General features: G+C 61.6%; 28 protein-coding genes. All 28 read right to left on the bottom strand.

The annotated features are described in order from the left end of the window. Positions 1 to 326 precede the first annotated feature (326 nt). The 28 genes from A5777_RS23275 to A5777_RS23145 all read right to left on the bottom strand — a co-directional run bounded on the left by A5777_RS23275 (position 327) and on the right by A5777_RS23145 (position 12,347). Entirely contained in the window at positions 327 to 617 is a 291-nt protein-coding gene (locus A5777_RS23275) for a hypothetical protein (protein ID WP_231895180.1), read from the bottom strand. A 177-nt stretch (positions 618 to 794) separates the two neighbouring features. Then, positions 795 to 1,289, bottom strand: coding sequence for a phosphatase domain-containing protein (locus tag A5777_RS23270; protein ID WP_064865134.1), 495 nt, complete (start codon positions 1,287 to 1,289; stop codon positions 795 to 797). Next, entirely contained in the window at positions 1,289 to 1,486 is a 198-nt protein-coding gene (locus A5777_RS23265; RefSeq protein WP_064865130.1) for a helix-turn-helix domain-containing protein, read from the bottom strand. The genes A5777_RS23270 and A5777_RS23265 overlap by 1 nt, the downstream gene beginning before the upstream one ends. Next, entirely contained in the window at positions 1,479 to 1,757 is a 279-nt protein-coding gene (locus tag A5777_RS23260; RefSeq protein WP_064865127.1) for a hypothetical protein, read from the bottom strand. The genes A5777_RS23265 and A5777_RS23260 overlap by 8 nt, the downstream gene beginning before the upstream one ends. Further along, on the bottom strand, positions 1,754 to 1,954 hold the full coding sequence (locus A5777_RS23255; RefSeq protein ID WP_064865123.1) for a hypothetical protein: 201 nt from the start codon (positions 1,952 to 1,954) through the stop codon (positions 1,754 to 1,756). Before A5777_RS23255 ends, A5777_RS23260 begins: the two co-directional genes overlap by 4 nt. Positions 1,955 to 2,567: 613 nt before the next feature. Next, a complete protein-coding gene (locus tag A5777_RS23245) occupies positions 2,568 to 2,942 on the bottom strand; it encodes a DUF4326 domain-containing protein (protein WP_064865116.1) in 375 nt (124 codons plus the stop codon). Positions 2,943 to 3,003: 61 nt separating this feature from the next. Continuing rightward, positions 3,004 to 3,228, bottom strand: coding sequence for a hypothetical protein (locus A5777_RS23240; protein ID WP_064865113.1), 225 nt, complete (start codon positions 3,226 to 3,228; stop codon positions 3,004 to 3,006). Further along, the gene (locus A5777_RS23235) at positions 3,228 to 3,731 is read right to left on the bottom strand and encodes a phosphatase domain-containing protein (RefSeq protein ID WP_064865110.1); all 504 of its coding nucleotides are present in this window, start codon (positions 3,729 to 3,731) and stop codon (positions 3,228 to 3,230) included. Before A5777_RS23235 ends, A5777_RS23240 begins: the two co-directional genes overlap by 1 nt. A gap of 57 nt (positions 3,732 to 3,788) precedes the next feature. Continuing rightward, positions 3,789 to 4,481, bottom strand: coding sequence for a DNA-methyltransferase (locus tag A5777_RS24470; protein ID WP_197502451.1), 693 nt, complete (start codon positions 4,479 to 4,481; stop codon positions 3,789 to 3,791). Beyond that, a complete protein-coding gene (locus tag A5777_RS23225; RefSeq protein WP_064865107.1) occupies positions 4,478 to 4,774 on the bottom strand; it encodes a hypothetical protein in 297 nt (98 codons plus the stop codon). The genes A5777_RS24470 and A5777_RS23225 overlap by 4 nt, the downstream gene beginning before the upstream one ends. Beyond that, entirely contained in the window at positions 4,771 to 5,544 is a 774-nt protein-coding gene (locus A5777_RS23220) for a DNA cytosine methyltransferase (protein WP_064865143.1), read from the bottom strand. The genes A5777_RS23225 and A5777_RS23220 overlap by 4 nt, the downstream gene beginning before the upstream one ends. Positions 5,545 to 5,663: 119 nt before the next feature. Then, entirely contained in the window at positions 5,664 to 5,945 is a 282-nt protein-coding gene (locus A5777_RS23215; protein ID WP_064865103.1) for a hypothetical protein, read from the bottom strand. Continuing rightward, positions 5,942 to 6,403, bottom strand: coding sequence for a hypothetical protein (locus A5777_RS23210; RefSeq protein WP_064865101.1), 462 nt, complete (start codon positions 6,401 to 6,403; stop codon positions 5,942 to 5,944). The genes A5777_RS23215 and A5777_RS23210 overlap by 4 nt, the downstream gene beginning before the upstream one ends. After that, entirely contained in the window at positions 6,400 to 6,984 is a 585-nt protein-coding gene (locus tag A5777_RS23205; RefSeq protein WP_064865098.1) for a hypothetical protein, read from the bottom strand. The genes A5777_RS23210 and A5777_RS23205 overlap by 4 nt, the downstream gene beginning before the upstream one ends. Beyond that, on the bottom strand, positions 6,981 to 7,160 hold the full coding sequence (locus A5777_RS23200; RefSeq protein ID WP_064865095.1) for a hypothetical protein: 180 nt from the start codon (positions 7,158 to 7,160) through the stop codon (positions 6,981 to 6,983). The genes A5777_RS23205 and A5777_RS23200 overlap by 4 nt, the downstream gene beginning before the upstream one ends. Next, complete coding sequence (locus tag A5777_RS23195; protein ID WP_064865090.1) at positions 7,157 to 7,741, bottom strand: hypothetical protein; 585 nt, start codon at positions 7,739 to 7,741, stop codon at positions 7,157 to 7,159. The genes A5777_RS23200 and A5777_RS23195 overlap by 4 nt, the downstream gene beginning before the upstream one ends. Beyond that, complete coding sequence (locus tag A5777_RS23190; RefSeq protein WP_064865086.1) at positions 7,738 to 8,415, bottom strand: lambda exonuclease family protein; 678 nt, start codon at positions 8,413 to 8,415, stop codon at positions 7,738 to 7,740. Before A5777_RS23190 ends, A5777_RS23195 begins: the two co-directional genes overlap by 4 nt. Next, positions 8,412 to 8,537 (bottom strand): hypothetical protein, encoded by a 126-nt coding sequence (locus tag A5777_RS25720; RefSeq protein ID WP_269447020.1) that lies wholly within the window; start codon positions 8,535 to 8,537, stop codon positions 8,412 to 8,414. Before A5777_RS25720 ends, A5777_RS23190 begins: the two co-directional genes overlap by 4 nt. Further along, entirely contained in the window at positions 8,534 to 9,040 is a 507-nt protein-coding gene (locus A5777_RS23185) for a hypothetical protein (protein ID WP_064865083.1), read from the bottom strand. Before A5777_RS23185 ends, A5777_RS25720 begins: the two co-directional genes overlap by 4 nt. Beyond that, a complete protein-coding gene (locus A5777_RS23180) occupies positions 9,037 to 9,255 on the bottom strand; it encodes a hypothetical protein (RefSeq protein ID WP_064865080.1) in 219 nt (72 codons plus the stop codon). Before A5777_RS23180 ends, A5777_RS23185 begins: the two co-directional genes overlap by 4 nt. Next, entirely contained in the window at positions 9,252 to 9,689 is a 438-nt protein-coding gene (locus A5777_RS25585; protein ID WP_231895179.1) for a WhiB family transcriptional regulator, read from the bottom strand. Before A5777_RS25585 ends, A5777_RS23180 begins: the two co-directional genes overlap by 4 nt. Positions 9,690 to 9,864: 175 nt before the next feature. After that, positions 9,865 to 10,104, bottom strand: coding sequence for a hypothetical protein (locus A5777_RS23170; RefSeq protein ID WP_156529474.1), 240 nt, complete (start codon positions 10,102 to 10,104; stop codon positions 9,865 to 9,867). Positions 10,105 to 10,333: 229 nt separating this feature from the next. Continuing rightward, positions 10,334 to 11,122 (bottom strand): pentapeptide repeat-containing protein, encoded by a 789-nt coding sequence (locus A5777_RS23160; RefSeq protein WP_064865070.1) that lies wholly within the window; start codon positions 11,120 to 11,122, stop codon positions 10,334 to 10,336. Beyond that, positions 11,119 to 11,277, bottom strand: a complete 159-nt coding sequence (locus tag A5777_RS24880) for a hypothetical protein (protein WP_156529473.1) — start codon at positions 11,275 to 11,277, stop codon at positions 11,119 to 11,121. Before A5777_RS24880 ends, A5777_RS23160 begins: the two co-directional genes overlap by 4 nt. Beyond that, positions 11,274 to 11,549 carry a hypothetical protein gene (locus A5777_RS23155; RefSeq protein ID WP_064865067.1) on the bottom strand — a complete coding sequence of 92 codons (276 nt, stop codon included), beginning with the start codon at positions 11,547 to 11,549 and terminating at the stop codon, positions 11,274 to 11,276. Before A5777_RS23155 ends, A5777_RS24880 begins: the two co-directional genes overlap by 4 nt. Continuing rightward, positions 11,546 to 11,821 carry a DUF7324 family protein gene (locus tag A5777_RS23150; protein ID WP_064865064.1) on the bottom strand — a complete coding sequence of 92 codons (276 nt, stop codon included), beginning with the start codon at positions 11,819 to 11,821 and terminating at the stop codon, positions 11,546 to 11,548. Before A5777_RS23150 ends, A5777_RS23155 begins: the two co-directional genes overlap by 4 nt. After that, positions 11,818 to 11,955 carry a hypothetical protein gene (locus A5777_RS24875; RefSeq protein ID WP_156529472.1) on the bottom strand — a complete coding sequence of 46 codons (138 nt, stop codon included), beginning with the start codon at positions 11,953 to 11,955 and terminating at the stop codon, positions 11,818 to 11,820. The genes A5777_RS23150 and A5777_RS24875 overlap by 4 nt, the downstream gene beginning before the upstream one ends. Beyond that, entirely contained in the window at positions 11,952 to 12,347 is a 396-nt protein-coding gene (locus A5777_RS23145) for a hypothetical protein (protein WP_064865061.1), read from the bottom strand. Before A5777_RS23145 ends, A5777_RS24875 begins: the two co-directional genes overlap by 4 nt. Positions 12,348 to 12,660: the final 313 nt, after the last annotated feature.

The following is a 12,660-nucleotide window of genomic DNA, read 5'->3' as shown; positions in this document are numbered from 1 at the left end:
AACGCGTCTCTCGGGACAAAACTTCGGAGCGAAATTCGGTTCGCCTTTTCCTGCGCGTTCAGGAACGTAAGAAGAGGCTCTCAAGGTGATGGTTCTTACGTAAGTCCGTCCGTCCGTCCGTCCGTGGCATCCACAAGCATGTTTCCGCAGGTGCAAGCATTTCCGTTGCATCAACAAGCATGGATTAAGCATCCAACAAGCATCGATTAAGCATGCGCCTTGCATGTCTTTGCATGGTGCAACTATCACCGAAATGGCTGGTCGCGGAACTCCCTGGACGATGCTCCTGGATGCTTGTTGCATTGCATCACGCATTGCTTGTTGCATTACTTCTTGTTCCATCTCGCAGCCGCCGCCTTCCTTCCTCGCTCCGATAATCTTCGTCTTCGGTCCTCTTCTTCACTGCTCGAAAACTGGTACTCGCGCCACCCATTGATGTCCCATCCGGCGGGTGCGGGAAGCCACAGCCCCGCATCCATGAGCAGCTTCGCGTCATCCTCTTCACCTCCGAGCACTCGCAGCGCGTAACTCGGTATGTACCCGTCGAGTCCGTGCTTGCCGCTGTAGGTCATGGCTGCCATATGGACGACGATTGCGCGGTAGTGGCCGGCGTCCATGAGGGAGAGCATCTTCGGGTGGTCAAACGTTGTTGTGTCTAGCCGAATCCACGGAAGGCCCACTGACTACCTCCTCCTTCTCGTCGTCGTCGTTGTCGCCCCTCGCGCAGTCGCAGCACGCGCGCCCCCATGCGTTCATGGCGCGCTCACAGTGGGGGCAGCGCGGTCCGATCCACGTCATGAGGTGCCCTCGGGGATATCGTCGTAGCGTTCGCCCACGGCCTCCCAGTCGGCGCGATACACCACATCGGTGGGGATGCCCTGTGCCCGCCACAGCCGGATCACACGTGGCCTGTCGTCGATGGCTCGCACAACCTCGCAGCCATGGTCCTCGCGGATGATGCGGAGGATGTCGAGTTTCACCTCGTCGTCGGAGCGGTTGTCGTCGTCGCCCCTCATGAGCAGGGCCGCGTACGGCAGCGGGAAGTGTTCGGCCAGCCACTCGCGGGTCAGTGTCTCGTGCTGGTACTTCCGGGCGGTGACGATGAAGATGGCGTGCTGTTCGACGTGGGCGTCAGCGCACCAGTCGATGACCCACCGTGTTGGTGGGCAGTGTCGGGTGGCCTGGTGGAACGCCTCGAAGTCCTTGCGGGGACCGTGCAGGTGGTGCAGTGCGGACGACACGTCACAGAGCGTGCCGTCCATGTCGACGATGACAGCGGTCTTGCTCATCACGCCTCCTTGAGTGCGTCGAAGAGTTTGTCCCACATAGCTACCGATCCTTCGGCGCGTCCGTTGAGCATCTGGGACAGGTGTTTGTCGGTGGTGTCAACCTGTTGGGCGAGCCAGTGTTGGGTGCAGCCCTTGTCGTCGAGTTGGTGGCAGACAGCGGCGGCAAGGTTGTCGATTGGTGTGGGTTGGTCACTCATCCGACTCTCCTGACGTGTCGTACGTGTGCAGTGTGCTGAACATGCGGCTGATCCGACGCATCGCTGCCTCGAGGGCACTGATTGGCGGTAGTGGCCCTTCGGTGTCCGATCCTGGGCAGAATGTTGTCGGTAGCCCGTGCCAGTCGGCGCCGCATCGACAGCGTGGTTGGCCGATGTTGTTGTCGTAGCCGGAGACTTGGTGCCAGGGTTTGGTGAGGGATTCTTCGACGAGGCGATCAATTTCATCTACGACGGCGTCTTCGGGGTTCATGCGCAGTCACCTTCTACGTCGTTCTCGAGCATGCTGAGCGGGTCACGGCCGTTACGGAAATCGTCGGCGACAGCATCCATTCCGTAGTAGATCGCTACACCGATGTAGCTGCTGTAGTAGTCGTCTGCGATGTGGGCTAGAACCCAGTTGCAGATGCGCCACGCCAATCTGTTGCGCCACGTGTCTATTCGGTTCATGCGCCCCTCCACTCGTCCAGGGTTATCCACCGACCGTCTTCGTAACGGCAGCCGCACGTAAGCCCGCCGATATGGCACTTTAGGCACTTGTCGTGGAACTCCTTTGGCCTCCCACACTTGCAAGCCCAATCGTCGCGGCGTTGGAGTTTGAGGTAGACCCACACGGCGCATTGCGTGCAAGACGTGTAAATGCAAATCCCCTCGGACAGCCCCGGAGTTGCCTGTTCAGCCAGTTGCATCGGAGTCAGCGTTTGTAACATGCGATCCCCGTCTTTCGACTGGAATCCGGAAAGTTCCGCGCCGCATATCGGGCATGGCATTGTGAACTCGATGTCGTCAAACATTCCCATTGCTTACATCTCCTGGTAGTCGGCTGCGATCACGTTCATCCGCAGGTAGGTGAGAATCCGTTCCGTGGCGTCGTCGGGGTGGTCGGCCGCAGCGCGGCCCGATCCACGTCATGAGGTGGACTCGGGGTGTACGTGCCGGACGCTGCGGTGGCCTTCTTCGGCATCAGTGCGGACCCATGGGCCGCACCAGCAGTCGACAGCGATGATGTGTCGTCGATCCTCGGATGACACCTCGGGCAAGATGTGGGTCTCTTCAATCGCCATCACGCCTCACCGCCGATCGCGATCCTCAGCAGCACATCGGCATGACACATTTCGTCCAGCGCGCAATGACAGCCGAGGTCTTTGCCTGCCAACTCAGCCCGAATCTCTGCGCGAGTCGGGTAGCGATAGGTGACCATCTCGCGCCCGTAACGCTGTCCGACAATCGGTTGGCTCACAGAAAGTGGTCGATCCGCACGCACCAAATCCTCGAACTGCCGCACCACCATGCGATGCACCGCATCGGAGTCAAGACTGGGATATGACTTCCCAACGACCATGTGCGAGAACGGGCACGCCCACTTGGTGCCCTGGGACACGTTGACAACAAACAGGGGAAGCCATTGGTCGGCGTCAATCTGGAACCTTTGTGCCATCACACACCGCCGATCATGGTGATGGTGCGGACGACGCTGAATCCGCTGTCATGCTTGGGCATTAGGGCACCTCCGGTTCACTGGTCGCCTTGCACAGGAGCTCGGCGTAGATGGCATCGCGCACCGACGCGGCGAACATCGTGTAGAGCCGGTCCAGTTGTCCCGGGTCGACCACTTTGCAGCGTTTGGCGTGGCATGTGGGTAGGCACCACTCGGCGTCGAATCGGCTGATGCTCGCGGCGTTGATGGCTTGCTCGATACGTGGCCAGAGGTCGAGGTCGGCCATCACGCCTCACCCCCGTCGAGGTCGATTAGATCGTCGTAGTGTTCGCCCACGGCCTCCCAGTCGGCGCGATACACCACATCGGTGGGGATGCCCTGTGCCCGCCACAGCCGGATCACACGTGGCCTGTCGTCGATGGCTCGCACAACCTCGCAGCCGTGGTCCTCGCGGATGATGCGGAGGATGTCGAGTTTCACCTCGTCGTCGGAGCGGTTGTCGTCGTCGCCCCTCATGAGCAGGGCCGCGTACGGCAGCGGGAAGTGTTCGGCCAGCCACTCGCGGGTCAGTGTCTCGTGCTGGTACTTCCGGGCGGTGACGATGAAGATGGCGTGCTGTTCGACGTGGGCGTCAGCGCACCAGTCGATGACCCACCGTGTTGGTGGGCAGTGTCGGGTGGCCTGGTGGAACGCCTCGAAGTCCTTGCGGGGACCATGGAGATGATGCAGTGCGGACGACACGTCACAGAGCGTGCCGTCCATGTCAACGATGACAGCAGTCCTACTCATTCACGCCTCCTTGAGTGCGTCGAAGAGTTTGTCCCACATGGCTATTCGCGGCGATACTCATGAGGCGTCCTCGAAGTCGAGTGTCATGGTCTGGTTGCTGAGTCGCCGCGCGATGATCTCGCAGTATCGTTCATCCGACTCGATGCCAATCCAAGGATGACCACCACTGCGGGCGGCGACACCAGAAGCGCCAAGCCCTGCGTACGGGTCGACGACGGTCACGCCAGACGGTGCGCGAGAGATGAAAGGTGTCCACAATTCGGGCGGCTTCGCATAGGGATGTTCTTGGCCTGATAGCGGCTCGACTTGAATGACATTGGGGACCGCGGCCTTGTCTCTCAACTTGGGCGCACCCTTACTTCCAACGTAGATCGGGTCCCACGATGATCGGAAGAGTCCCCCAGTGCCGACCCGGTTGCGTATCCAGGCAACGCACGCTGATAGGCGTAGTCCGGCAAGGCATGTCAGGTAGGAAACGTCGGGACTCCTTCGCCACTGGTGCAGGATCGGGGCAATTCCACCGCTTGTAAGGATTCGCTGGGTCTCCACGAGTGACTGGTGCAATAGACGCGTCGGCGCTCCCGATGTGCCTGCTGCGCCATCGTCGCGCCCCCGCACGCTGATGGATTCGAAACTATAGGGCGGATCGAGGATGACGACTCCCACGCTCGCAGATGGCAACGTGGGCAAAACTTCCAGCGCGTCCCCGTGGTACAGCGTCACGAGATCGTCTGTGTAGTAGGGCTTCACGCGGTCCTCCGTTTCCGTTTCTGCTGATTCGCCGCGTCGTTGCATGCGCGGCACACAAGGGTGTGTTGGCGGCGGTGCATGCTGTAGCCCGCGGCGGTGCCGCACTGCGCGTACGGGCCGCGGTCGGGAATCATGTCCATGTTGTCGAGGTGCTGTCGGACAGCTTTCGCACTACAGCCGAGGCGATCCGCGATGTCGCTGAGACACATGCCTTCCCATGCGAGTTGCCCCGCCTGGTATTCGCGACGTGCGAGTGCGTAGGTGCTGTCGTGGAGGACGCCGGCGATGGTCATGAGGCGACCTGCTGAATGCTCGCCATGATCTGCCGGCCGATATGCTCCGACACTTGCGGCACTACGGCGTTTCCGAGGGCGAAGAGTCTACGTCGGTCCAGTTCAGGGGAAGCCCCATCAGCCATTCGGTCCACTGGGGGTTCAGTCGCCCAATGTGATTGCCCCTGGCCGCCACCAAGCTCCGCAACCGCATATACGTATTCGGAATGCCCTTCTCGCCAGACAGCCAACGCTTGGTCATCTCGAACTCTTTGCGGCCAGATGGCTTGTAGTCGTTGGTCGTTGGGGTATGCCAGTACGAACAGCCGCTCCCGTGTGTGTGGGGCACCCATGCCGCACGCTGAAAGCACTGACCATTCCGCATTGAACCCGAGAATGTGAAGGTCGGCGAGGACGGTATCGAATCCTCGAACAAGGAGAGCTGCGACATTCTCAATGAGCACGTAATCGGGTCGTAGATCGCGAATGGTTGCTGCCATTGCTCCCCAGAGTGAGGACTTGGGGCCGGTAATCCCGTGGCGCGCGCCGGCGTTGGAGATGTCCTGGCAGGGGAAGCCTCCGCAGAGGATGTTGACATGGGGCCTGGACTCGCTTTCCCACCACTCGACGGTGGTGCGTACATCGTTGTGGCGTGGCACATTCGGCCAATGTTTGGCGAGGACTCGTTGGCAGTAGGGGTCGATCTCGACTTGCCCGACGGTGGTCATGCCAGCGCGTTCGAGGCCGAGTTCGAGGCCGCCGATGCCCGAGAAGAGGGACAGGATGTTCACATTCGTCTCCCGTTGTCGGATGTGCCGCAGTGGCGGCAGTGTCGGTAGGTGAGGGTGGACCAGCCGTAGTCGCGGATCATCGCTCACACTCGCCGTGTCTTCGAGGTCTCGGAGTTCGCTCACCCCTCACCCCCGGCGTCGAGGATGCGGACAAGACCTGCGTCTGCGTAGTCGTTCACGAACTCCCCCACCTGCCGCAGTGCCTCGGCCTGCCGGTCGATGGTGGCCTGCTGCTGCTCAATCACGGCCAGGAGGGCTTCGAGCATTCCGCTCAGCTTGTCGGGGTCAACGGGGACGAGAGGCTTTGCAGTGGACTTGATCTGGACCGTGATGACGTCTCCGGAAGTGAGGGCATCCCGGTACTCCCGTGCTTCGCGGATGGTGGTGTCGTGGTCGGTCATGGTGTGCTCCTGTCGAGGATTTCGGTGAGGGCGTGGACGACGCCCTTCACGGAGAGGAGGGGTCCGATGCCTATCGGGTCGTCCTGGTTTTGGCCGCTGTCGAGGTAGGCGCGGTATTCGTCGCGTAGCTCCCGCACTTCGGCGAGGATGGCTTGCGCGGCGTCACGCTCGGCGAATGCTTCGTCGGCGTGACGGACCGCCTCCTGCCAGCGGGACTTCCAATCGTCACGTCGTTGGTCGGCGTCCTCGATGTCGAACTGAGCCGCCTCGGCTTTGCGCGCCATCTCGCCTGCGTAGCCTCGTGTGGCTTCGAGTTCATCGCGCCCGCTGTCCATCTCGGCCAGCACCCGGCGTGCGAGGTCGACAGGGATCACGTCATGAGTCAGATCAGTCAAGCCGTCCTCGTGGGTAGCGTCGACACCATCCACCCACTGCTGCAACTCATCTCGTGCGGTCACAGGTCGCCGCCTTCGGGGGTGTGGAGGACGGTCGCGGGGAGTGTGGGTTCCGTCTGAGGGTCGTCATCGCCGGGGTAGAGCCACTTTGGCATCTGCCAGATTTCGTCCCAGTAACTCTCCATCACGAACCCGTCAGAGCCGTCTTCCAGGACGATTGAGCCGACCGGCAACGCTTTGAGTTGGTCCCTCGTCTCGATCACGCGGGGTGTCAGCCTCCTCACTGCTGCGATGAGGTCGTCGATGAGGTTGGCGGTCTCGCTGCTGCCTTCTACTCGATGGGCGGCGGCGAACCTCTCCGCGCGTTCGATGAGGGCGCGGGTGTCGTTGTCGGTCACTAGAATCCCATGCGCGGGGTTGTCGGCATCCGGCGTCGGCAGCACGTCACGCTCCCGTTTCAGCCGACCCACCTCGACCTCCGCAGCCTCCAACGCCGCACGAGCATCATCAAGTTGCCCACGCAGAGAACGCACCTCAACCTCATCCGTGCCATCCACGTCAGCCACCGCACGCACATCCGCCGAGAACTCATCACAGAACGCGTCCAAACGGGTGAACACTTCATTCCACGTCTTCGCAGTCATGCCACCATCTCCTGTCGAATCGACCTGGACTCCCCCGCTTCCGGCGCAGCCTTCCACGCCTCCGCCTCCGCCTGATTGGTCGTACGGAACACCTCAGTCCACCGACGCGGACGTTGCAGCGACAAATTCATTCCCACCGCAGGCTCCTTCTTCATGCACACGTAGACGATGTTCATTCCGTAACCTCCTGCGCTAGTTCGGTTTCGCGAGCAGTCACCTTGTCGAGTAGCGCGGCGACACGTTCGGGTTCCGTGTCGGCATACTTGGCGAGGTAGTCACGGGCTTGCGCACACTGCTCCAACGAGGACGTGGGGATCTTCGCGTCGAACGAGACGGGAATCTTCGACGGGGCGGGTTGCTCTTTCAGCGGCTCCACGCGGAATGGGGCACGCTTCCCCCGAGTCTTTGTGAGCGCAATCAACTTTGGGCCATCCAGATCAGACATGGCACTGATACGGATGCCGCCCACACGATCCTTGCCGAACGTGATCTCAGGATCGCGGTACAACATCAGTTTGCGACCCACGTACGGTTGCGACTTCGCACCCCACGCCTCGATGAGCACGCGAATCATGCTTTTGCCTGGCTTGTACGGTCTCGCAGGACCAAACTCGGCAGTCACAATCTCGACGGGCTGCTCCGAATTACCCGGTCGCACTTCGGTGATCGTGACGATCTGTGGTCCACCGATCAGGTCATCAGCGTTGATTTGATCGGAGCGTGGGGCTGCTGCCGCCACGAGGTCTATGTCGGTCATGCTGTGAACTCGATTTCTGTGAGCGTTCTTTCGGTCATGGGAAGTCCTTCGACGGCCTCGCGATAGAGGCGAATCATTTCGGCTGCGTTCGCCTCGAAAGCGCGTACCGCGGCAACGATCGCGTCGAACCACCGCTGATCGGGGTAGACGCGGTGCGTCCATAGCGGTAAGCCGCCGGCGTAGGAGATGTAGTCGCACCAGGCCCGCCCGGACACCAACATTCCGCACTGCATTTGCGCCATGTTCTCGATTGGCGGATGCCCGGACAGGATGGTTTCGATGTGCTTCTTCGGTCGGCGTGACTTGATCTCGATGAGGCCGTCCGATCCGACGAGTCCGTCAGGGCTGTAGCCGATCTCGAATCCCCATTTGTCCTCGACCATGAAGCCGACCTCGGTGACGGGTGCGTAGTGTTCGGCGTACTTGTTGCGGGCTTTGGGTTCGTCTTCGATGCCGCGGTACATGTCGTCGGAGATGAAGATGTCTTCGGTCCATTGGGTGATGCGTTCGGCGACGAGTAGCCCTGTGAGGTTGCGGGATTCGGGGTTGCTTGCTGGTTTGAGTGTCTTGGTGGTGATGAGTTTTCCGACGACGGATGCGGTGACCATCCCTCGGCGCTGGTTGTGCCATTCGTCGGAGCCTTGGAGCAGTTTGTCGTAGGTGGTGGGGGTCATTGGGTGGCCTCCTGGTTCCTGGTCCAGCGGTCGTAGTCGCCGTCGATCCAGTCCTTGTGGTCTTTGTCGTCGTAGTCGGCGCGCTTCGGGTGGCCGTTGTAGCCGTCGTCATAGGCAGTCATTGGTAGGTCGTCCCTGCTGCCCATTGGCGACGATTTTCGCGTTCGATGTTCCCGTGACGCAGGCCGATTGCCTTAAGGTCGCCACGAACGGTGTTGTGCTCGATGGTGTGGCGGATCATTTCAGCTAGGCCCGCCGCAACATCGTCATAGGTTTCCGGCCAGAACTCGGCCAGTGTGTCCCGCTTCGACTCGCCGCCATACGGCCCGTATTCGCGCACCTCGCGTGTGGGGCAACCCTCGATGTGAATTGAGTCCGAGTTGCGGTGCTCGTACCAGCAGAAGGTCCAGCCCCCCGGCGTCGAGACGGTGAGGCCATGTTCGCGGCAGTTGTCGAATGTCCCCCAAGTGACGAACTCTCCGAACTCTCTCGCGATCTTGGAGCCGACAATCCGGGCCATCGCTATCGGCGCATAGTCATCAGGAGAACCATCACAGCCTTCGTGCCACCAGGACGCGACGTCTTGCTCATCGCGGTGCTTGTCGATAGCGGATTGGAGAATCATTGGTGGGCCATCCTGTCGGCGTAGTCGAATGCTTCACGCCAAGTGGGGAATCCGCGGTCGAGGTCGCCGGGACCAGCGAGGAACGCCCACCAGGGCGCGAGGATAGGGTCGCAGGCCCGTACCACCTTCCAGCGGGCAAGAGGTATAGCTTCGGTCTCGAAGGCGATTAGTTCGCCGCAAGCGATCTCGGCAAGAATTCCCTTGTACTCGTTCATGCCGCCTCCTTCGCCCGCTGACGCAACACCTTGCGCCGTTGTGTTGCCGTCAACCCGCCATAGATGCCGAACTTCTCGCCACGATCCAAAGCCCACTCCAAACACTCCTGCCGCACCGGACAAGCCGCGCACACCCGTTTCGCCAGAGCAACATTCGCCCTCGACTCGTGAGCCTCCGGGAAAAACAGTTCAGGGTCAGCCTGCGAACATGGGGCGTCAGCAATCCACTCCGGCAACTTGGGCATCGCTTCAAAGATCGCCGTGTAGTTGATCGGCCTACACATGCCCGTCGCCTGCATCGTCGGGTTGTACTCGGGTGTCGCACGATTCGTCCGCACCTGCGCCACACGGGCACCGCCGACACGTTGACCGCCAGGATCGCCGGACTGAGGACGAACCACCGTCGTGTGGAACGCTGTAATGAAATCGCTCATGCTGCATCGCCTCTCTCCCTGGGGATTGCGCGAATCCCCTGCCACCACTCGCTCGGTGCCTGCTTGCCAGACATGGGGCACGGGTTTCCTGCTGTGTCGTTGTGTGTCCACACGGTGAATGCCATGTCCACGAGACGCAGACACACTGGGCACGCGCGGATCACGATGTCCCGCTTCACCGTCTCGCCTCCATCCATGCGATAGCGGTCTCCACGGCGGCAAGACGCGAGGGGCCAGGGATTCGAGTTACGTGATGACCCGAAACGACTTGCACTTCCCATTCGCTGCGCGGATGACCCACCCATGCGGCAAATCCGAGATCGTAAGCGAGGTCGTGCATCTCGTCCTCGGCGGCGATGATGTGCGACTCGGCGCTACGTTCGTGACGCCCTGGGAACTCGATCACTTCACTCATCACGACCTCCATTCGAGGACCGCGATAATCCCCAGCACCACAAGCGCATCCACCACGACGCAACCCGCGAGGATTAACAACCACACAGCCCGATTGGACGGCAGCGGCTTCGATGGTGGGATGGCGGTCAACTGGTGGGCGGCGTGCTCAAACTCGCTGCGCACCCGAAAGTCTCGGCATTCGAGATAGCAGTCCAAGTCGTCGTCGTCGGTCCAGCGGTCACACGTCATCAGTGCGCCTCCGCTTCGGCTTGCGTGATGTAGTAGTGGATACCGGGAGCACACTCGTTCCACCTGTCCTCATCAAAGGCGTCGGGGTGGACCATCTCACCAACGCGGTAGATGAACCCTGGATTGTGTTGGCTGCGTGCCTCACCCACGCTCTCGTTACCGTCAAGGATGGCGAGGACTTTGGCATACTCGGCGCGACACTTGCGACCAGAGGCGTTAGATCGCTTGGCGTCTGAGGGAATGAGGAGTTTGACGAGCATCCCGCCTTGGCATTTCTTCCAGCCGATGATGTCACCCTCGGGGCAGACGACGGTTTGGGCGAGTGCGGCTTCGGCATGGTCCGCGCCGTACAGGTCCGCGCCGGGCAGGTCCGCGCGGGACAGGTCCGCGCCGTACAGGTTCGCGCCGGACAGGTTCGCGCCGGGCAGGTACGCGCCGTACAGGTCCGCGCGGGTCAGGTTCGCGCGGGACAGGTTCGCGCCGTACAGGTTCGCGCGGGGCAGGTTCGCGCCGGACAGGTCCGCGCGGGTCAGGTTCGCGCGGGACAGGTCCGCGCCGTACAGGTCCGCGCCGGACAGGTTCGCGCGGGACAGGTCCGCGCCGTACAGGTCCGCGCCGGGCAGGTTCGCGCCGTACAGGTCCGCGCCGGACAGGTCCGCGCGGGACAGGTTCGCGCCGTACAGGTCCGCGCGGGCCTTCACTGCCTCCACAACAGCAGCCCGCACATCACCCGCAGACTCCGCCACATACAGATCACGGCCACCTATCGACTTGATCGTGACACTCACTCGTCATCTCCAGACTGGTTGGTATTCAATACGTCTCGACTCAGCAGGCGTGGTGAATACGACGCGACGATCATCACGACCATCACCCACACAATCGCGCACGCCTGCACCTCACTCGCACCCTCAGGCGCGAACAACACATCCATGAGGTTCATCCGGCCACCTCAAACTTTGCGCGAGACCGGCGAGACAACCCGGACGGGCGAGCAGACACCTGATGCGGCGACGTCGACTCGATATCCAACGCCTTCTGCACCTGCGCGCGCGTCATGTGCCACTTGTTCGACAACTTCACGCCGGGCCACTTCCGCGCCTGCAAACGGTTGACCACGAACTTCTTCGACACACCACGCGAACCATCGCTCGGCTGCAACAACGCCACAACCTCATCGATGGACAGTGGTTTCAGGTCGTCGATGACAGTCATCTGCGCTCCTTCGGGAAGTTGGTCCCCGACCCGACGTCAGTGGTCGGGTCGGGGTGCGCGACCGCCGGGGCGTGAGAGGTGCCCAAGTCGCGCTCTCTCGTGCAGCAACCCGCACGAGAGTGATCTGTGAAGTCGGGCCAGCCCTCGATGTCGACAATCGGGATGCCCATGAAGAGCTCCGGCCCAATGGATTCGGGTAGGTGGATCACAATGTCTGCGGTGTCGCCGTGGTCAGCTTCGACCCCTAAGACTTCGCAGCCGTAGTAGTTCATGCGCTTGCCACCTTTATCTGGATGTGGAAGCCGGCGTACGTGTACTCGGCAGCGACGAGGAGCGCGATGGAGCGGTTGGCGCATTTGACTGAGCGCCAGAGGTTTCCGTCGAGCCACCACACGATGTGCTTCATGCTGCATCACCGAAAGCCTGGACAGCGCAACGCAATGTTGCGGCCTCATCGTCAGTGAGATTGGCAGCCTTTATTGCCTCATCCACCGACAACGGCACATCCGTGTACGCGCTGTACAGTTCGCGCCCGGACTTCACCACCTGTGCCAACTCATCCGGCGCGGTAGCCTCCGCCGCGTCATACGAGACGTGCAGTCCATAGACGGGGGCAGCACATGCGAAGTAGGTGCGGTCCTGCTGTTCGGTCAATGACATGGATGGGACGGCAACGGTCGCGGGAGCCTGGGTCGCCGCAACCGGAGTCGGCTTAGCGACAGAGGATTCCGGGTCGCATCCGGTGATGAGAGCGACGCCGACAGCGGCGATGAGAGCAGCGGGCAGTTTCAGGTTCATCGGTTGGCTCCGTTCGAGTGACGGGGAGGCATTGACCCGTAGGCGACGAGCTTGGCGCGCAAGGCGAACAGTTCGTACGTGCGGCGAAGTGTGGGTGACAGGGATGTGCGATGCGGCGGGGCCGTGTGCTTGGCGGCGGTCATGACGGATCGCCAGTCGGTCGGAAGTCCTCGGAAACTCGTCCGTAGTGGGCGATAGCGTTTGCCAGCGCTGTGGCGTCTGGCCCACTAACTGAGTACGGGCCAATCTCGAACGACCATCCGGACAGCCCGTCGTCGGTGAACACCGTGCGCAATGGGACGGTGATCCACTC

This window comes from Gordonia sp. 852002-10350_SCH5691597 (assembly GCF_001665715.1).
In the GTDB taxonomy this organism is placed as follows: domain Bacteria; phylum Actinomycetota; class Actinomycetes; order Mycobacteriales; family Mycobacteriaceae; genus Gordonia; species Gordonia sputi.
This window is presented reverse-complemented; position numbering and strand designations above follow the sequence as displayed.